Origin of the sequence: Desulfovibrio sp. 3_1_syn3, from assembly GCF_000145315.2 — a bacterium.
In the GTDB taxonomy this organism is placed as follows: Bacteria; Desulfobacterota; Desulfovibrionia; order Desulfovibrionales; family Desulfovibrionaceae; genus Desulfovibrio; species Desulfovibrio fairfieldensis.
Window position 1 is genome coordinate 2,356,943 of the sequence record NZ_ADDR02000001.1, and the last position, 14,987, is coordinate 2,371,929.

The window sequence follows — 14,987 nt, forward strand, 5'->3', positions numbered from 1 at the left end:
GGGCTTTTTTTTGAATAATTATGCGATTTTGTTTGATTTTTTGTTGACGCCAAGCGCCCCTATGGTATGAATAAGTTATGCAAAATCAACAACTTACACAAAAGGAACAAACCATGAAAAACGCTTACAACGCCATCCGCCTCGCCAACGTCATTCTGAATCGGGCCGAAGACAACCACATCGAATCCGACTTCGTGGTGGAAGTCGGGGATCGGTGGGTGAACGGCCAGTGCGGCGACGATGTGAACGACAGGTTTCCGGAATTTTGCCACATCATGACCGACCTCGAAATGGAATATGACCGCGAGGACTTGATTCCCGCCTTTGAACTGCTCATCGAAGTCGGAAACCAAAACGCTTTCTAAGCCGTCCAGGCCCCCGTGCCACCGGGGGCCATAACCTCAACCAAAAGGACCACCATCATGCAAAACGTCACCGTTTCCGGACCCATCCTCCTCATCGGCGCCGGGCAGGGGCAGAACGCCCCGCAGGACATCAACAACTATCTGGGCCGTCTCGTGCGCAGCTACAACATGGAATATACCGTGGTCCGTGTGGAGTCATCCACGCAGACCACCCGTTTTCTGGACGGCACGGCCATCCCCGGCGCGGCCCGACTGTATATCGCCCGCGAGGAGGGCTATGACGGCCGCCCCGAAGGCCGCTGGATCGAAGCGGCGCACGTCGCCGCTCCGAATTGCACAATACTCCATTGGGATTGCCAAACGGAGTACCGCGAAGATCCGGCCAAATGCGAAGCGTTGTACCAAGCCGCCACGGCGGCCGAGCAGCAGCGCCTGGAAGAATGCCGCAGGGCCGATGAAGAGCGCCTCATCGAACAAGCTCGCTGCGAACAGCTTTGGCAACAGTTCACGCCCGAATGGGCCAAGGGCTACCTCATCGCGGAATACCATGAGGACAAGTCCGATACGCAGACTGACTATTTCGCCTACGACGTGACGGAGCGGGTGTTGCTCGGCTTTTCCACATCCGACCGCAACAACTTTGCCGAGATGCGCAAGTTCGCGGCCACCTTTCCCCAAACCGCTCATCTCGCGGGCTCCGGAGGAGTGGAGCACCGCGAAAACTACACCGGTGGCGGGGGGTACTACCTGGGCGGCGACTGCGGGCGCTACTCCGGATGGATCATCCACAAGGACACTCTCAAGTACGGCCTGCCCAAAGGTTGCCGGTCAGTGGTCGATTTCTCCCACTGGATTCTGAATCACTAAGCCGAAAGGCCCCCGGCCATGCCACGGGCCGGGGGCCCATACCTCATACCAGCCAAAAAGGAGCCGGAAAATGAATGAACTGCTGACCATCCTCATGCGCCGCGACGGACTGAGCCGCGAAGAAGCTCTGGAAACCATCCGCGACGCCCGCGAGGCCGTCATGGAAGCCCTGGAGAACGGCGACGACCCGGAAGAGATTTTCGCGGACATCATGGGCCTGGAGCCAGATTACATCATCGGCATCATCTGATTCTCCGGCCCCCGGTCAGTGCCACATGGCCGGGGGCGCACACTCAAAAAAGGACCACCATCATGCACGGTACAACGCTCACGCTTCATATCCACCGCCATATCACCGAGGACGGCAGCATTCTGCTGGATGTCGGCAAACGCATTTTTCGCCTTTATGAGCGATCCGGTGTTGTTCTGGAGCACTGCTGTGGCCGAGAGTGCCAGCGTCTTATGGTATCGGAGGCCGCGAATCTTTTTCGCCTGATCCACGAAGTTGAGGCCGTTGCCGCCCACCGGACAACCGCCCCGGAGGCGCCCCATGCCCTGGACTGAACCCAACCCCATTACCGGCGCGAGCCGGTGGGAACCGACCCTGGCCGAGATGCAGCAAAACGCTCTGAACCTGTACGCCTGGCTCCTGCCCGCCCGCGCCCCGCACAGCTTCGCGGCGCTGGCCCATGCCATTCGCGCCCGTTATGTCACCGAAGGCGACGACATGGCCGCGCGGCGCAACCGGGCCTTTGCCGAGGCCTTGGAGCGCGAGCCGGAGCGGCTCTTCCACAACGGAGCATGGTAGTTTGGTTATTCTCTTGACAAAATGTGTAAAAAGTGTGTATATATAAATTATGAACAGCAGGGAAGTCATAAAAATTTTGCAGGACGATGGCTGGTATCATGTCTCCACCGAGGGAGATCATTGGCACTTCAAACATCCCACCAAGCCCGGTAAGACTACCGTCCAGCATCCCAAAAAAGACCTAAACATTTTTGTCATCAAAAGCATTGAGCGCCAATCCGGCCTGAAATTGAGGAGAACGAAATGAAAACTTATTTTGCAGCATTCATCCCGTCAGGCGGCCAGTGGGCCGTCCTGTTTACTGATTTTGAGCTGTCCACGCAGGGGGACACGCTTGAAGAAGCCTTTGCCGCCGCCCAGGAGGCCCTGCGCGGGCGCGTGAAATGTATGCTGGAAGACGGTGACCCCCTGCCGGAAGCCTCTGATATGGTCCAGGCGCGCGCTCATATCGCCCGATGGTGCGAGGAAGCGGATATGCATCTGCCTGAAGGCACGCTGTTCCAGATGGTTCCATGCGAAGTGCCCAACACAAAACTTGTGCGCGTTAATGTATCCTTTCCGGAAACCGTTTTGGAACGCATTGACGCCAAGGCCAAACTTGCGGGTATGACCCGCAGCGGCTTTCTGGCCGCCGCGGCCCAGCAGTATCGAGCGTAAACCTCGCATCCACACAGTCCTGCAGGAGTTTTAACATGCCTGGCGATCTTGGCCTGACCAGACTGCAAATCAACGACCACGCGGCCATGACCTGGGATAACGACCTCTTTGGCCGTAAGCAGTATGCGGATCGGCTGACGACGCTCGTCCATAACACGCTAGGCCCGTATGTCATTGGTCTGGCCTCTCCCTGGGGCAGCGGCAAAACCTTTTTCCTCCAGGCATGGCGTCGGCAGCTTTTGGCTGACTCGAAACCCTGCATCTATTTCAATGCCTGGGAGCAGGATGCGTCTGGCGATCCGCTCGTCAACCTGATGGCCGCCATCCACCATCAGGCGCAGCAAACAAGCTGTCCGCAGATGCTTCACGCCATGCGCGATGCCGTACTAAAGCTGGCTGGCTTTGCCGTGCAACTGATGAAAGGGGCCGCCTTCGGCTTAGGCGTTACCGGCAACCCAGCGGCAACGGCGGCTAATGCCGGTGCGGAAGGGCTGAGGAGCCTCACGGACAGAATTTCCGGGTATTACTCCACAGTGCGGCAGTTCAATGCCGAGCTTACAAAACTGGCCGCAGCCACTGCCGGCATGGCAGGCGGCTTCCCGCTCTTCATCATGGTTGATGAGCTTGACCGCTGCCGCCCTTCCTATGCCATTGATCTGCTGGAGCGCATAAAACACCTCTTCAATGTGCCCCATGTGGTGTTTTTGCTGGCCGTGGATTCCTCCCAGCTTTTGCAGCAAGTGGAACACACCTTCGGGCTTAAACGGGTCATAGAAGATGAAACTGCTGTTTGCGACTGCCGCATGGACTATCTGGGGAAATTTTTTGACGTCTTTTATACCCTGCCGCAAGTTGATAAAAGAATCTTTGTACGCTCTCTGCTTGACAGAATCCCCATGCTGGGCACATTGACAGAACGGTTCAAAAAGGAAGGCTATATTTTATACTCCTTGGCGGGGATACTTTCTTCGGAAGCCCTTTTGTTTGCTGACAAGTCGCTCAGAACGTTGGCGCAGCGTGCAGAGCTTTTTTCCGTATTTGTGCGGACTTATGCGGGGTCATCGTTTGAAGAAATTTTTCTGGCATACATTGCTATATTCTCTTTAACTGATGGATATTTCAAAAATGCCCAAAAGGATATTGAAGACAATTTAATTAAGTTAAATAAAAATCTTGAGCATATATACAAGTTAAATCGTGGAAAATATATATTTGGACAAGAATGTGAAGAGGAATATGATTGTCATATTAGTTTTTATTTTTTAGTTCATTGGATGCAACTGAATCGAAAAGATAGACTTAATATTGCAACGCATGAAAAAGATATGACGACTACAATTATAGGTTTAAATGTAGATATGATTTATAGAAAAAAAGTAAGCAATCTCTCTACGCCACATATTCTATTTTATGGAGACATTCTTGAAGAAGTAGATAAAAAACTCCGTTTTTTGTCGGAGTTTTCCGCTTTGCCAAGAGCAAATGCCTGAGCCACAGGCGCTCTCCGTGGCAGAGTATACCGGGGCTTGCCTTTTTGCCAGCCGCGCGCATCGCTTCCATCTCGGCAATGCATCTGCTTTGTGATTATCGGCTCGGAGGCATCGCCGGGGTGCCGGCAGCTTGGGGGCAGGGCTCCAGTGAAGTGATCAGTCCCATGTGAAGCTTTTTGGCTTTACTGGCGCTAATGCCTAAAACTTGCCCGGCCGCCGCTCAACAGTATTCGAGCGTAAAATGCGTCCTCTAAAATAATTCAAAGTATTTTTCAATCTGGCACCCGGAAGGACACTCTGAATCATCATTGCCTTGTTCACGAGGGCATCGGTCAAGTCGAGGATGCTGATTGCGCCAGCCTGTGATCCCCCCGTCAGCAGATACTTTTATCCCGAAACCTCGACAAGCGAGCTGTTGAGCCGCTACACTTCGCCCTCCCATTGTGCGATTATGAACAGGAGTATTGTTGATTTTTAGAATAGCTCCAATAGCGACAATATCGCCATTTTTTTTGAGGACGGTAGCTCCATCAATAGCAACCATTTCTTGACGCACTTCGCGAGGAATATCTTGAAAATGTTGTTGCCCAACAATGTGTTCGAAAAATTTTGTACGTGCCTTCGAAGCCATGCGTATGATATCATCATTCTGAAGAACATACGGAATGGCTTCGTCGTCGATTATACCAATACAAGCTCCAGTGCGCCTGAATGAAGCATCAAGGCATGTTTCAGCAATGGCTGCCTTCAATCTGGAGTCAAAACCGCAGGTTGAATTCATCATATGGAGAAGAGGTGAGACACGAACAATATGCCAATTGGAACGACGCTTTGCAAATTCCAGGACACCATTTGCGAACAGGAGGATATCGCCTCGCTGAGTCAGAAGAACAGCTAACTTCTTTCGAGACCAGTCAGCAATCCTACGGAAAGCGTGAATGCTCCCGTTTGTTCTTTCTCCTTCTGGCTGGGGGAGCCTGTCCCTCTGCTCGGGGGCAGGCAGTTTGTCGTAGGAAACAATTTTCCCATTAGTATCGCAGACAATAAGGGTCTCCACTCCAGATGTTAGAACCTTGAGCATGTCATCAGCATAAAGTGCATCAATATGAATGTCTGTACCTTCATGCTCTGGGGTAATGCCAATGCCAAAACAGATTCCTTGATTTTCATATGTTTGCGCTGACCATTTTTCCATTTCCTTTATATGCTTAATGAGAAAGGCAAATGTTTCTTCTGGTAAAGGAAAATTCTCAAAAAAACGTAAACATCGCAAAATTGATTCAATTTGAGTTGTTGCCAGGATGCTGTCTATTTCACTCGATGTTAACGGGATTTCTTTTAATGTATTTAATTTTTTTGATATATTCTCAATAATTTTTCTATCTGCTGAAAGTAATCCAGATTTTTTGTATATTGTAAGTTGTGCTGCGCCTACGCTAACAAAGCATTTGTGCCGAGCACCTTCAGGATATCTGCAAATAATATTAGAGTCGAATGGAACATTCGTTCCATTTATTGTATAAGTGTTAAGATTATTTTCTGGTATTATGCTATATTTTTTTATAAAATGAAAAATATTTTCACTTGTCATGATGACCATCCTTTGCTTATGTCGCGAATGCGAGTGTACTAAAGACATATGGAAGATTATTATATCAAAACAGCATGAAGCAACGGCAAAATTTCATCTGCATTGCACGGTTGTTCCCCATACGACCAGCGCTTTTCCTCTATATTATAGCCATATTTCTTATCGCCAACGTAAATATTGACCCAAGGGAGAGACTCCTTCCATGAAGTGATAAGTGTTCCGGCTTCTCCGATAACGCCGGACCAGATACCCGGTTCAGCATATGGAATACGGGCATCCTTGGCATCAAAATGGACGAATATATCAGCAAAAGGAGTCAAAGAGCTAGGGATGTCATCGGGATGTTGCACGTAATAGTGCATCAAATGCTTACAGACGCGACAAGGGCTGTCTTGTGGGGCTCTGGCCCGTTCTTTCTGGAAATCCGGGCAGGAGCAGGTCACGCTGGGGGGTGAGATAATATAGCTGATGCCTTCCTGCGTTTCGCTCGGCACAGAAATGCGTTTCCCCTCTATGGGGTAGTGGGCTTTGCCTTTCCACGGCTTGGTAGGCGGACGTGTCCAGATGTAAAGGATGTAAGCGGCAATAGCAAAAAAAAGGGCAACAAGGAGAAAAGTCTGTATCGCGCTGGCTTCGCTGACAGCGTTATAGACTGTTCCCCATGCCGCCAGAATCGCAAAAATAACGACCGCCCGGCCCAATATGCCAAGATCGTCAAAATCTTTTGCCACGTTCAGCCCCCGTCAGTGGCAAGCGGATATCTCCGCTTATGCTTTAGGTTTTGCCGCTATCATTCTGCGTTCTTGCCTCGTCCCTACTATCTAGCAACCGCTGAGTAAGCCGCCGATTCAGGCGGCGTTCTTCGGCTAGTTCCACTTCCATCCCGACAATATGCTTGTTTGTCTTATGATTACCGACTCGGCGGCATCGCCGGGGTGCCGTCAGCTTGGGGGCAGGGCTCCAATGAAGTGATCAGTCCCATGTGAAGCTTTTTGGCTTTACTGGCGCTAATACCTAAAACTTGCCCGGCCGCAGCATAATCGTTATCGGTGGTCGTGCGCAGCCCTTGGGTCATGCCCCCCACTTCGTCGCTTACTTTCAAAGCCATCGCGCCAGGGCCGTGGCCTTTGTCCATAGCATCCAGCACAGTCACCTTGCCCCATTCGGTTTGAGCCCTGGCCAGCATACTGCCTCCCCCGGTGCAACTGCTCGAAAGCAAAACATTTACCACAGCATGGTTGCCGCCGTAGTGCCTGGCCGCAGAGAGGGCGGTTTCGGCAAGCTGGCGGCGGGTCATTTTGCTCATGTCGCGTTTCGTGGTCGTGATAACCACTTTGAGTCCGGTATTTCGTTTGAAGGTGCTGGAGTAACAATAGTTGTAGGGTTGCGGATCATGCGTTTCCCCCAAGGCGGGGGAGAGCGGTAGCAGCAATGCCGCGCAGAGAACGGGCAGAAATATTTTCAGAACTATCCTCATGCCATCCCTCTCTCATGAAATTAGTATTGGTCACCAGGACGGCTAACACCAACCACCGTGATGGCAGCCCGTCAGCAGCAGGGCGGCCAGCACTACAAGAAACAGCAGTGGAGTTTTCAGCATGACGCCTCCTATTGCATCGGCCCTAATTTTCGTTCGGCAGCTCGCCACGGACAGACGTCGGCGAGCCGGCATTTTTTGTCATTTCTTTCCCCAATTCATACTCTTCCATATCAACGCCCTTTTTCTCCAGAATTTCACGCAATTCCGTGCATTCCTGCCGTGCCAATCGAAGAGCTTTGTATAAACGCTCCAGTTCCGCATCACGCGGCCATTCGCGTAGCGGTGGGGAATGGGAGGAATCGCGTTCGCCATTCTGAACCCATCCGGGATTGGGCCCAAAATGCGTCCAGAAATAGTGCAGCCACTCGTCCGGGATTGGTTCAAGCGGAGGTGGTATCTCTTCTTCCTTGCCGCCGGAAACAAGCCATTCTTCTCGGGCGTCCCGCGCCTGGAAGTAACGCGAGAGAAATTTTTTGATTTCCTTGAAGTCCGCTCCGAACACGCTTTGCAGCTCTAACGCGCTGCTTGTACGCACATTGGTCATCTGGGCGATACGGCCGAGAGCGTCATCAGGATATGAGACTTCTGATGCAATACGCTTGGGACGTTTCCAAATCTCACCGGAAGGAGAAGCGGTTGGTTTCGCTGCACTGCCCATCCCGCACATTTCACCTTCTCCAAAATAAAGCCAATTTCTATTTACCTCTGGAAAAATTTCCAAAATTTTTGGTAAGAGAGGCCACAAATTGTTCTGGCTTTTAGGCGACAGGTAATAGCTGAATGTGTTTTGGCGGAGCCTCAATAGCTCTGACAGTGACTTGTCGGAGCCGCAATATTTTTTGGCGACTGCCTTGACTCGTTCGTATAGCTGCATCATATTTTTTTGATAAAATAAAAAATCTTGTTTACATTTACCAATTATATTGATAAATATTCCCCAACACATAACCATTTTTGTTAACCATTTCTTACAGGAGAAATCGCCCATGTCAAACGAGGAACGGCAAGCGGCCCTCACTCTCTGGCTGGAAGAGCAGAGGATCACCTTACAGGCCCTGTCCGATGCGATGGGGGTATCACGCGCCTTCGTAAGCGTGATGCTCCGACGTGAAACCATTCCCGCGAAAAGGCACAAGCAACTTGTAACTCTTGGACTGCCCGAAGAACTTCTGCCGACGCCCTTTGCCGGGCCAATGGGGCGCCCTCGCTCAATGCCGATTTTCCCCGGTTTGGCGGCACAGGACGCAAGCCATGCGTAAAAATTTTTTCTGGTTGTGAAAAATTAGCACGTCTCAGGATCAGCCGTCACGCAAACCAGCAGGAAATTTTCGCATGTCCGCACTCACCGCCATTTGTCACGCAATGGTCAAGAACGCGCCCAACGGCCTTTCCGCCGAGCAGGTGGCCGATGTCCTTGGCTGCCCTTACGCCACGATGATGAGCGAGCTTTCGGCGCAGCCCGGCCACAAGCTGGGCGCGGAAAGAATGATGGCCCTGATGAAAGCCACCGAAGGCCGCGCGCCTCTGCACGAGATGGCGCGGGAGTTGGGCGGGGTGTTTGTGGAGATGCCGCCGGTCTCCGTCTCCGGCCATGAGGTGACGCGCGGACTGGTGGCCTGCATCAGAGAGTTTGGGGACTTCGCGGCCCAGGTGGCGCGCTCCCTGGACGACGGTACGGTGACCGCCGAAGAATTGGCGCGCATCTGCGCGGACGGTCAGGACGCTCTGACGGCCATTCTCAAAGTCATGGAACTGGCCCGCAACGCGCAAAGGCGCGGCGGGCTGTAAACAAAAAGCGGCCCTTGAGCTGTTGCAGCAGCTCAAGGGCCAAAAGGGGAATCAGATGTCGAAAGAGTATTTCACCACGGCACGGCCTGTCAAGGCCGCCTGTTACATCGTCAACCTTGGAGGGGACAAGGTGCGCGTCCGAGCCACCCACAGCGGCATTCTGGCCCTGCTGCGCGGCATTATCCTGCCGTATCCCCGCAGGACGCCGCCGTCCTTGCCGCAAAGCGGCTTGCAGATGGGAACGACAGCGATGCGGGAGGTGCGGGCATGATCATCGTACTCGCCATCCTCGCCGTTATCGGCCTCGCCCTGGGCCTGTGGGGCGAATTTTCCGAACAGCGCCGCCTGGGCCGCATGGCCCGCGCCTGCAAAAATGGAAAGGAGCCGCACCATGTCCGATAACAATATCACCCCGCTGAGTGTCAGCGTCCAGGACAGAGCCCGGCTGCATGAGGCCCTGGATACGGCCTTGAACGCTCCGGACGCGCGCGGCCTGTATATCAGCTTTACCACCTTCCATGAGGACGAAACGCAGTCTTGCGGCCTGATTCTGGGCCGGGTGAACCCGGTGGACATTGTTGACGCCTCGGTCAGAGGATGCCAGCGCGTTCTTGAAAAGATGGCCGCCTATCGGGCCGATCTGGCCAGGGAGGTACGTCAATGAAATACGCCATCGGTCAGAGCGTCCGCTACATTCCCGGTTATCGTGGCTACTTCGCCGCCACTGTCGTGGATTACGACTACGGCGCGGCCTCCCGTTACATCATTGAATTTTCGTCCGGCCTGCAACTCAGCGCATGGGAAGACGAATTGGAGGTGATATGAGGCCGCTCACCGTTTATACCGCGGCTTCCTTCCGCCTGCTCCACGCCGTGCGCCTTTTCCACGACGCCTTGCGCGCCCGCATCTCCGACGTTCAGATTTTGGACTGGACGGACAAGGGCACGCCCCCATCGGAACTCACCCCCGAGCAGCGCCGCCGCTGGTTCGACACGGAGCAACAGGGCGGCCAGGTTTTCGAGTTCTGCGCCGACGCCTGCCGCCACGCGGATGTGGTGATTTACCTGGGAGCGTCCGGCCAGGACGCGGGTGTGGAGGTAGGCTTCGCCGCCGGAGCGGGAACGCCGGTGCTCGGTGTGCGCGGCCCCTTGGAAGCGCCGGGTCTCATGCTCCACGGCATGGTGAACCTGTGGTGTTACGACATCCAGGAGACGGTCGAAGTCCTCACGCTCCTCGGCCAATGCTGCGGCGGATGGAGCCGTGGCCCGGAATGTTCCACCTGCAAAGCCCGGCCCGTCTGCAATGTGCTGGCGGGAGCAGTATGGAGATAGTTATGGTCACATGGAAAGACGTACCCCCTCCGGCCAAGAAGGCTGACTACCGTTATAAGCATCTGCGCCTGTTGGCCGAACCGCCTGCGGACGGCATGTTTCGCTCGCCCCAAAATCCGCCGCTGCCCGTCCGTATCGGCGACGTGGCCAAAATCTCCATGCGCCGCGCGGCTAAAGAGACATGGGGCTCATGCAGCATCGCGGATGTCAGCTCCTGGGGGGCCATCCGAGTTCTTGAGCTGGAATGGAAGTGTCCGCACTGCGCCCAGGCCCACCATATCCTCATCCCTGAGAGCTGGATCGCGGAGGGCAAGTCCGTGTTCGTGGAAAAGGCGGAGGGATAAGGATGGAGATAACCCGCCCTGTCCTGCGATACCACGGCGGCAAGTGGAAGCTCGCCCCGTGGATAATCGGCCATTTCCCTCCGCACCACACGTATGTGGAACCCTACGGAGGAGGAGCATCCGTACTCTTGCGCAAGTCTCCATCGGCGCAGGAGGTCTATAACGACTTGGATGAAGAAGTCGTCAACGTCTTTCGAGTGCTGCGTGACCCTCCCGGTGCCGCGCGGCTGAAAAAGATACTGGAACTGACACCCTTTGCCCGCGTCGAATATGATTTGTCGTATTCAGCTTCCGATGACCCCGTGGAGCAGGCCCGCCGCACACTGGTCCGGGCATACATGGGCTTCGGCAGCGCCTCTGTCTCCTCGCAGTACAAAAGCGGCTTCCGCTGTAAACGGGCGGCCAGTTCCCTTCCGTCCTCCGAGTGGTCCCGTTACCCGGACAGCATCACTGCCTTTGTGAGCCGCCTGCGGGCCGTGACCGTGGAGTGCAAGCCCGCACTCTCGGTTTTGCGGCGCTACGACAATGATGAAACACTCTTTTATGTGGACCCTCCATACCCCCGAGGGAGTCGGACAAGCCACGGCGATTGCTACCGCTATGAGATGACCGATGCGGACCATGAACAGCTTGCGGAGGTCTTGCGGAGCCTGTCGGGCATGGTTGTGCTTTCCGGTTACACCTCGCCTCTTTATGAACGCCTGTATGGAGATTGGACGATGGCGGTACGGATGACAAAATCTTCGGGCAACTCAGATCGGAGGGAATGCCTCTGGTTATCTCCGAATGTTCAAAAAACCCTGAACCGCTTTCCCTTGAGGATGTGTTAGCCATGAATGACGACCGCCGTAAACGCATTGATGAGGCTATGGAGCATATCTCAGCCGCGCGGGAGCTTCTTGATACAGTAATCGCCGAGGAGCAAGAGGCTTTCGACAATCTTCCGGTAGGCCTCCAGGGGAGCGAACGCGGGCAGAAAATGGAAGAGACGGCAGATAGCCTGTACTCCATACACTCAGACCTTGAGGACATGGAAAGTCTGCTGGAGGAAATCAAGGCATGAAACCGGGAAGCGCGTCGTACGACGACGGCAAAAAACAGAACGCACTGGATGGTGTTTTATAAGCCTATGAAGGCTCACCAGTCCCAAGAGGATAGCCACGATGAATAACAAGCCGTTACCCCCGAATCCGGAACTCACCGATCTGGCGCCATACCTGGAGCAACTCCCGCCCTTCATCGCCCGGAAGAGGGTAGCCTACTTCACGGGTGGCGCTGTATCCCCGAAGAAACTCGCCAACGACGACGCAGTCAGCAAGGGACCGCTTGTGCGCCAGAAAATAGGTGAATCCGTCGTCTATCCGACGCCCTTCTTCCTGGCATACCTCGAAAGCAAAGGGGTGAAGACCATTGTCGTCCCGCAGCTTTAAGTCATTTGTGCTTCCGGGTCAGGGCAATACGGGCCAAGGCCTGCTCGCGCTTGGCCCGGTCGCACAGATGCAGGTATATCTCCGTTGTCGTGACCGAGGCATGCCCCATCAGTTCCTTGAGGGTGTAAATGTCGGTCCCGGCTTCGAGCATCTTGGTCGCGTAAGTATGGCGCAACGTGTGCCAGACTACCGTATTGCGCGGATCGTCCACGCCCTCATTGAATTTCAGCTTTTCCATGATGCGCCGCATGGCGCGGTTGAGCCCGTTGGAGTCGCGGGCCTTTCCGCCGGGACCAGGGAAAAGATACGGTCCATTCCCGGGCTGGCTCAGTCGGCTGCGCAGCATCTCCCAGGCTTCGGGAAAAAGCTGACCGGCGAACAGCAGCCGGGACGCGCCGCCCTTGGTGGTATCGTTGTCCCTGGACCCTTTGTAGATGCGCACAGCGCCCGTTACCGGGTCGCACGACTCGCGCCGGATGTGGACCAGCTCGCCGGCACGCGGGCCGATGTCCAGAGACAGCAGGATCATGTCGTGCAGATCCGCGAAAGCCTCTTTGCGCCTGCCCCGATAAGCGAGCAGAGTGGTGATCTCCTTGTCGTTCAAAATCCTCAGCCTGCGGGCGTCATTTTTCGGCACATGGATGCCGCGCCCTCGGCGGCTTATTATGGCCGGATTCATCCCCGAAAACAGCATAACGCCCGGCTCGTGCGGCGCGGGCGTCTCCAGGGCAAAATTGAAAACCTCGCGCACGGTTTTGAGGACGTGCAAGACCGTCTGCGGCGACAGACAGGCTCCCGGCGTATTTTTATTCCTGCCCGTGAGCGGATGCTTGTCCGCCACGAGTTTGCGCAGGGCCTCCACGTCTGCGGGGGTGATTTCCGCAGCGACGCGATCACCCAAAACGGGCAGGATGTGCATGTCCAGAACCTGTTCCACACTTCCGGCGCTGACGCGGCGCTCCTTGGCCCATGCCTTATAGAGCTCCGCCAGTTCGCCGAAGGTGATGCTTCTCAGCTTTGCCCTGGCGGCAGTGCGCTCGGCCTCAAGCCTGGCGGCTTCGGCCATCTCCCGCCTTTCCTTGAGAGACTGAGGCCGTCGGCCCAGGCGGATGTTTTCCTTCAACTCGCGCAACAGAGCCACGGCCTTGTCCACTGTCCAGCCATCCGACGCCCAGCCCAAGGCCTCCAGGGCTCGCTTGCCCTGGCCACTGCGGTAGCGTATGGCTATGTATCTGTCCGGGCGTTTACCATGCTTGCGTGTAGGGTGTTCTCGATAAACGACTCCTTCTTTGCCCTGGACACTGCCCCAGGGCAGCCGGGCCATGTTTTGATTTTCTTTGGTGCCCATGTGGTGCCCACCTTCCTAGCATTGACGGGAAAAGCTGGGAATAAGAATGCATCAGAACTGCTTCTTATACAAGCAGTTAAGTCAGATAGGGAATCCCTGAAATGCTATGCCGACCGTCTCCTAAGCTGTAGGCCGCAGGTTCGATTCCTGCCGGGCGCACCAGTCATGAACGCAGGCAGTTGCATTTTTGCGGCTGCCTGTTTTTTTATACGGCCGGCAATGCAAGCGTCGGAAAAGGGAACACTCATGGCGAATACCGAAATCCGGCTTTATTGCTTTATCTTCTGCGTCGTTGTGGCCTGCTGTTTGCCTCCTCTGGCGGTCTGGAGCCGGACCGATAAGCCAGCCAACATTGAGGATGCACACACTTTTGAACATCTCTGGCAGGCCACGCCCGCCGATCAGCGGCGTGCCCTGCCCAACAACAGCGCCCCACCGGAACGACGTCTGCCGCGTATGCAGTTGCCGCCCCTGCCGCCTCAGGAAGAGGGGAGCATTCGGCGGGTGATGCTGCCTGAGGGTGTGAAGGCCGTGGCATTGACATTTGATCTCTGCGAACTGGCAACAACCACCACGGGCTACGACGCGGACGCCATCAATTTCCTGCGGCGCGAGCATATCCCGGCCACGCTGTTCATGGGCGGCAAATGGATGCGCCCATGCGGAGCGCGCCAAGCAGGTCATGGCCGACCCTCTGTTCGAGATCGGCAACCATGCCTGGTCGCACGGTAATTTCGGGATTATGGATCCGCAAAACATGCGCGATCAGGCTCTCTGGACGCAGGCGGAATATGAAATTCTGCGCGGGGAAATCCTCCGGGGCGCAGCGGAAAAAGGCGCATCCTTGCCGGACATCGCCGCTGTACCGAATTTGTTTCGCCTGCCGTACGGGCGCTGTACGGATCAGGCCCTGACACTTCTGGCCCATCTGGGGCTGCAGGTCATCCAATGGGATGTGGTGGCTGAGGTCATGGCGGATAACAGCCGCCCAGAACTGGCTGCGGATGTGGCACGCCGGGTGCGTCCCGGTTCCATTCTTCTCTTTCATGCCAATCGCGTGCCCAAGGGCACAGCGGCCTTGTTGTCAGGTGTGGTGCGTGAATTACGCGGCAGAGGATATCATTTCGTGACTGCGGGAAAGCTGTTGGCCATGGGGCAGCCTTGGCGCACGCGAGACGGTTACTTTAACAAACCCGGCGACAATAAGGCTCTGGACACTCGCTTTGGCGTGGACGGCACTGGTCGGAGGCCATCCGCCAAAGAAATAGCGGAGTAGTCCTTCCCTGGACTCTCAGTTACTCTCTGAAAGCCTTCTGCTCCTTTCCCTTAGGGGATATTGTCTCCGCTTTTCCCCAACGCCATCTCTTCTTCGGCTGTGCGTATTTCTTTCTGCCACTGGCATCCAGCCCGGCAAGCACAGGCACCAGC

26 protein-coding genes are annotated in these 14,987 nt (G+C 55.0%); 21 read left to right on the forward strand and 5 right to left on the reverse strand.

Annotated elements, in window-relative coordinates:
* Window positions 1-113 precede the first annotated feature (113 nt).
* The 8 genes from HMPREF0326_RS09945 to HMPREF0326_RS09975 all read left to right on the forward strand — a co-directional run bounded on the left by HMPREF0326_RS09945 (window position 114) and on the right by HMPREF0326_RS09975 (window position 4,187).
* Window positions 114-365: a hypothetical protein gene (locus tag HMPREF0326_RS09945; RefSeq protein WP_020990486.1), complete on the forward strand. Its 252-nt coding sequence runs from the start codon at window positions 114-116 to the stop codon at window positions 363-365.
* A gap of 57 nt (window positions 366-422) precedes the next feature.
* Window positions 423-1,232 carry a hypothetical protein gene (locus HMPREF0326_RS09950; RefSeq protein ID WP_008684098.1) on the forward strand — a complete coding sequence of 270 codons (810 nt, stop codon included), beginning with the start codon at window positions 423-425 and terminating at the stop codon, window positions 1,230-1,232.
* A 70-nt stretch (window positions 1,233-1,302) separates the two neighbouring features.
* Complete coding sequence (locus HMPREF0326_RS09955) at window positions 1,303-1,482, forward strand: hypothetical protein (RefSeq protein ID WP_008684097.1); 180 nt, start codon at window positions 1,303-1,305, stop codon at window positions 1,480-1,482.
* A 62-nt stretch (window positions 1,483-1,544) separates the two neighbouring features.
* A complete protein-coding gene (locus HMPREF0326_RS09960; RefSeq protein ID WP_008684096.1) occupies window positions 1,545-1,796 on the forward strand; it encodes a hypothetical protein in 252 nt (83 codons plus the stop codon).
* The gene (locus HMPREF0326_RS09965; protein ID WP_008684095.1) at window positions 1,783-2,040 is read left to right on the forward strand and encodes a hypothetical protein; all 258 of its coding nucleotides are present in this window, start codon (window positions 1,783-1,785) and stop codon (window positions 2,038-2,040) included. The genes HMPREF0326_RS09960 and HMPREF0326_RS09965 overlap by 14 nt, the downstream gene beginning before the upstream one ends.
* Before the next feature lie 49 nt (window positions 2,041-2,089).
* Complete coding sequence (locus tag HMPREF0326_RS16145) at window positions 2,090-2,287, forward strand: type II toxin-antitoxin system HicA family toxin (RefSeq protein ID WP_008684094.1); 198 nt, start codon at window positions 2,090-2,092, stop codon at window positions 2,285-2,287.
* Window positions 2,284-2,697, forward strand: coding sequence for a type II toxin-antitoxin system HicB family antitoxin (locus HMPREF0326_RS09970; protein ID WP_008684093.1), 414 nt, complete (start codon window positions 2,284-2,286; stop codon window positions 2,695-2,697). The genes HMPREF0326_RS16145 and HMPREF0326_RS09970 overlap by 4 nt, the downstream gene beginning before the upstream one ends.
* Before the next feature lie 35 nt (window positions 2,698-2,732).
* Window positions 2,733-4,187 carry a KAP family P-loop NTPase fold protein gene (locus HMPREF0326_RS09975; RefSeq protein WP_008684089.1) on the forward strand — a complete coding sequence of 485 codons (1,455 nt, stop codon included), beginning with the start codon at window positions 2,733-2,735 and terminating at the stop codon, window positions 4,185-4,187.
* Between the two features lie 250 nt (window positions 4,188-4,437).
* Here the strand turns inward: HMPREF0326_RS09975 and HMPREF0326_RS16795 are convergent, their stop codons facing one another.
* From HMPREF0326_RS16795 to HMPREF0326_RS16800, 4 genes are all read right to left on the reverse strand, one after another.
* On the reverse strand, window positions 4,438-5,778 hold the full coding sequence (locus tag HMPREF0326_RS16795) for a hypothetical protein (RefSeq protein ID WP_020990487.1): 1,341 nt from the start codon (window positions 5,776-5,778) through the stop codon (window positions 4,438-4,440).
* A 59-nt stretch (window positions 5,779-5,837) separates the two neighbouring features.
* Complete coding sequence (locus HMPREF0326_RS09985) at window positions 5,838-6,509, reverse strand: hypothetical protein (protein ID WP_008684086.1); 672 nt, start codon at window positions 6,507-6,509, stop codon at window positions 5,838-5,840.
* Between the two features lie 179 nt (window positions 6,510-6,688).
* Window positions 6,689-7,255 (reverse strand): hypothetical protein, encoded by a 567-nt coding sequence (locus tag HMPREF0326_RS09990; protein ID WP_008684085.1) that lies wholly within the window; start codon window positions 7,253-7,255, stop codon window positions 6,689-6,691.
* Between the two features lie 145 nt (window positions 7,256-7,400).
* Window positions 7,401-8,306, reverse strand: a complete 906-nt coding sequence (locus HMPREF0326_RS16800) for a hypothetical protein (protein ID WP_008684083.1) — start codon at window positions 8,304-8,306, stop codon at window positions 7,401-7,403.
* On the opposite strand from HMPREF0326_RS16800, the gene HMPREF0326_RS10000 reads away from it, so the two are divergent.
* From HMPREF0326_RS10000 to HMPREF0326_RS10040, 11 genes are all read left to right on the forward strand, one after another.
* The gene (locus tag HMPREF0326_RS10000) at window positions 8,305-8,577 is read left to right on the forward strand and encodes a hypothetical protein (RefSeq protein WP_020990489.1); all 273 of its coding nucleotides are present in this window, start codon (window positions 8,305-8,307) and stop codon (window positions 8,575-8,577) included. The genes HMPREF0326_RS16800 and HMPREF0326_RS10000 overlap by 2 nt on opposite strands.
* A gap of 73 nt (window positions 8,578-8,650) precedes the next feature.
* Complete coding sequence (locus HMPREF0326_RS10005; protein WP_008684081.1) at window positions 8,651-9,106, forward strand: phage regulatory CII family protein; 456 nt, start codon at window positions 8,651-8,653, stop codon at window positions 9,104-9,106.
* A 55-nt stretch (window positions 9,107-9,161) separates the two neighbouring features.
* On the forward strand, window positions 9,162-9,377 hold the full coding sequence (locus tag HMPREF0326_RS10010) for a hypothetical protein (protein WP_020990490.1): 216 nt from the start codon (window positions 9,162-9,164) through the stop codon (window positions 9,375-9,377).
* Window positions 9,374-9,508, forward strand: a complete 135-nt coding sequence (locus HMPREF0326_RS17520) for a hypothetical protein (protein WP_020990491.1) — start codon at window positions 9,374-9,376, stop codon at window positions 9,506-9,508. Before HMPREF0326_RS10010 ends, HMPREF0326_RS17520 begins: the two co-directional genes overlap by 4 nt.
* The gene (locus tag HMPREF0326_RS10015) at window positions 9,498-9,770 is read left to right on the forward strand and encodes a hypothetical protein (protein ID WP_020990492.1); all 273 of its coding nucleotides are present in this window, start codon (window positions 9,498-9,500) and stop codon (window positions 9,768-9,770) included. Before HMPREF0326_RS17520 ends, HMPREF0326_RS10015 begins: the two co-directional genes overlap by 11 nt.
* Window positions 9,767-9,931: a hypothetical protein gene (locus HMPREF0326_RS16805; RefSeq protein ID WP_020990493.1), complete on the forward strand. Its 165-nt coding sequence runs from the start codon at window positions 9,767-9,769 to the stop codon at window positions 9,929-9,931. The genes HMPREF0326_RS10015 and HMPREF0326_RS16805 overlap by 4 nt, the downstream gene beginning before the upstream one ends.
* Window positions 9,928-10,437, forward strand: coding sequence for a hypothetical protein (locus HMPREF0326_RS10020; RefSeq protein WP_020990494.1), 510 nt, complete (start codon window positions 9,928-9,930; stop codon window positions 10,435-10,437). Before HMPREF0326_RS16805 ends, HMPREF0326_RS10020 begins: the two co-directional genes overlap by 4 nt.
* A gap of 2 nt (window positions 10,438-10,439) precedes the next feature.
* Entirely contained in the window at window positions 10,440-10,781 is a 342-nt protein-coding gene (locus tag HMPREF0326_RS10025) for a hypothetical protein (protein ID WP_008684074.1), read from the forward strand.
* A 2-nt stretch (window positions 10,782-10,783) separates the two neighbouring features.
* The gene (locus HMPREF0326_RS10030; RefSeq protein ID WP_008684073.1) at window positions 10,784-11,611 is read left to right on the forward strand and encodes a DNA adenine methylase; all 828 of its coding nucleotides are present in this window, start codon (window positions 10,784-10,786) and stop codon (window positions 11,609-11,611) included.
* Window positions 11,612-11,613: 2 nt separating this feature from the next.
* Window positions 11,614-11,844 (forward strand): hypothetical protein, encoded by a 231-nt coding sequence (locus tag HMPREF0326_RS10035; protein ID WP_008684072.1) that lies wholly within the window; start codon window positions 11,614-11,616, stop codon window positions 11,842-11,844.
* A gap of 100 nt (window positions 11,845-11,944) precedes the next feature.
* The gene (locus HMPREF0326_RS10040; protein ID WP_008684070.1) at window positions 11,945-12,211 is read left to right on the forward strand and encodes a hypothetical protein; all 267 of its coding nucleotides are present in this window, start codon (window positions 11,945-11,947) and stop codon (window positions 12,209-12,211) included.
* Between the two features lies 1 nt (window position 12,212).
* Here HMPREF0326_RS10040 and HMPREF0326_RS10045 read toward each other — a convergent pair whose 3' ends face one another.
* The gene (locus tag HMPREF0326_RS10045; RefSeq protein WP_008684069.1) at window positions 12,213-13,559 is read right to left on the reverse strand and encodes a tyrosine-type recombinase/integrase; all 1,347 of its coding nucleotides are present in this window, start codon (window positions 13,557-13,559) and stop codon (window positions 12,213-12,215) included.
* 246 nt (window positions 13,560-13,805) lie between these two features.
* Between HMPREF0326_RS10045 and HMPREF0326_RS17410 the strand changes: the two genes are divergently transcribed.
* Together HMPREF0326_RS17410 and HMPREF0326_RS17415 are read left to right on the forward strand one after the other, a co-directional pair.
* Window positions 13,806-14,291 (forward strand): hypothetical protein, encoded by a 486-nt coding sequence (locus HMPREF0326_RS17410; protein WP_020990495.1) that lies wholly within the window; start codon window positions 13,806-13,808, stop codon window positions 14,289-14,291.
* Window positions 14,242-14,835 carry a hypothetical protein gene (locus tag HMPREF0326_RS17415; RefSeq protein ID WP_008684065.1) on the forward strand — a complete coding sequence of 198 codons (594 nt, stop codon included), beginning with the start codon at window positions 14,242-14,244 and terminating at the stop codon, window positions 14,833-14,835. Before HMPREF0326_RS17410 ends, HMPREF0326_RS17415 begins: the two co-directional genes overlap by 50 nt.
* The last annotated feature ends 152 nt before the right edge of the window (window positions 14,836-14,987 follow it).

Coding starts and splice junctions, on each gene's coding strand:
- HMPREF0326_RS17520 (WP_020990491.1), top strand. CDS start 9,374: ATGATCATCGTACTCGCCATCCTCGCCGTTATCGGCCTCGCCCTGGGC.
- HMPREF0326_RS09955 (WP_008684097.1), top strand. CDS start 1,303: ATGAATGAACTGCTGACCATCCTCATGCGCCGCGACGGACTGAGCCGC.
- HMPREF0326_RS10010 (WP_020990490.1), top strand. CDS start 9,162: ATGTCGAAAGAGTATTTCACCACGGCACGGCCTGTCAAGGCCGCCTGT.
- HMPREF0326_RS10035 (WP_008684072.1), top strand. CDS start 11,614: ATGAATGACGACCGCCGTAAACGCATTGATGAGGCTATGGAGCATATC.
- HMPREF0326_RS10040 (WP_008684070.1), top strand. CDS start 11,945: ATGAATAACAAGCCGTTACCCCCGAATCCGGAACTCACCGATCTGGCG.
- HMPREF0326_RS16145 (WP_008684094.1), top strand. CDS start 2,090: ATGAACAGCAGGGAAGTCATAAAAATTTTGCAGGACGATGGCTGGTAT.
- HMPREF0326_RS09945 (WP_020990486.1), top strand. CDS start 114: ATGAAAAACGCTTACAACGCCATCCGCCTCGCCAACGTCATTCTGAAT.
- HMPREF0326_RS09970 (WP_008684093.1), top strand. CDS start 2,284: ATGAAAACTTATTTTGCAGCATTCATCCCGTCAGGCGGCCAGTGGGCC.
- HMPREF0326_RS17415 (WP_008684065.1), top strand. CDS start 14,242: ATGGCCGACCCTCTGTTCGAGATCGGCAACCATGCCTGGTCGCACGGT.
- HMPREF0326_RS16795 (WP_020990487.1), bottom strand. CDS start 5,778: ATGACAAGTGAAAATATTTTTCATTTTATAAAAAAATATAGCATAATA.
- HMPREF0326_RS16800 (WP_008684083.1), bottom strand. CDS start 8,306: ATGGGCGATTTCTCCTGTAAGAAATGGTTAACAAAAATGGTTATGTGT.
- HMPREF0326_RS10015 (WP_020990492.1), top strand. CDS start 9,498: ATGTCCGATAACAATATCACCCCGCTGAGTGTCAGCGTCCAGGACAGA.
- HMPREF0326_RS10000 (WP_020990489.1), top strand. CDS start 8,305: ATGTCAAACGAGGAACGGCAAGCGGCCCTCACTCTCTGGCTGGAAGAG.
- HMPREF0326_RS09990 (WP_008684085.1), bottom strand. CDS start 7,255: ATGAGGATAGTTCTGAAAATATTTCTGCCCGTTCTCTGCGCGGCATTG.
- HMPREF0326_RS10045 (WP_008684069.1), bottom strand. CDS start 13,559: ATGGGCACCAAAGAAAATCAAAACATGGCCCGGCTGCCCTGGGGCAGT.
- HMPREF0326_RS16805 (WP_020990493.1), top strand. CDS start 9,767: ATGAAATACGCCATCGGTCAGAGCGTCCGCTACATTCCCGGTTATCGT.
- HMPREF0326_RS09965 (WP_008684095.1), top strand. CDS start 1,783: ATGCCCTGGACTGAACCCAACCCCATTACCGGCGCGAGCCGGTGGGAA.
- HMPREF0326_RS09960 (WP_008684096.1), top strand. CDS start 1,545: ATGCACGGTACAACGCTCACGCTTCATATCCACCGCCATATCACCGAG.
- HMPREF0326_RS09975 (WP_008684089.1), top strand. CDS start 2,733: ATGCCTGGCGATCTTGGCCTGACCAGACTGCAAATCAACGACCACGCG.
- HMPREF0326_RS10005 (WP_008684081.1), top strand. CDS start 8,651: ATGTCCGCACTCACCGCCATTTGTCACGCAATGGTCAAGAACGCGCCC.
- HMPREF0326_RS17410 (WP_020990495.1), top strand. CDS start 13,806: ATGGCGAATACCGAAATCCGGCTTTATTGCTTTATCTTCTGCGTCGTT.
- HMPREF0326_RS09950 (WP_008684098.1), top strand. CDS start 423: ATGCAAAACGTCACCGTTTCCGGACCCATCCTCCTCATCGGCGCCGGG.
- HMPREF0326_RS10030 (WP_008684073.1), top strand. CDS start 10,784: ATGGAGATAACCCGCCCTGTCCTGCGATACCACGGCGGCAAGTGGAAG.
- HMPREF0326_RS10020 (WP_020990494.1), top strand. CDS start 9,928: ATGAGGCCGCTCACCGTTTATACCGCGGCTTCCTTCCGCCTGCTCCAC.
- HMPREF0326_RS10025 (WP_008684074.1), top strand. CDS start 10,440: ATGGTCACATGGAAAGACGTACCCCCTCCGGCCAAGAAGGCTGACTAC.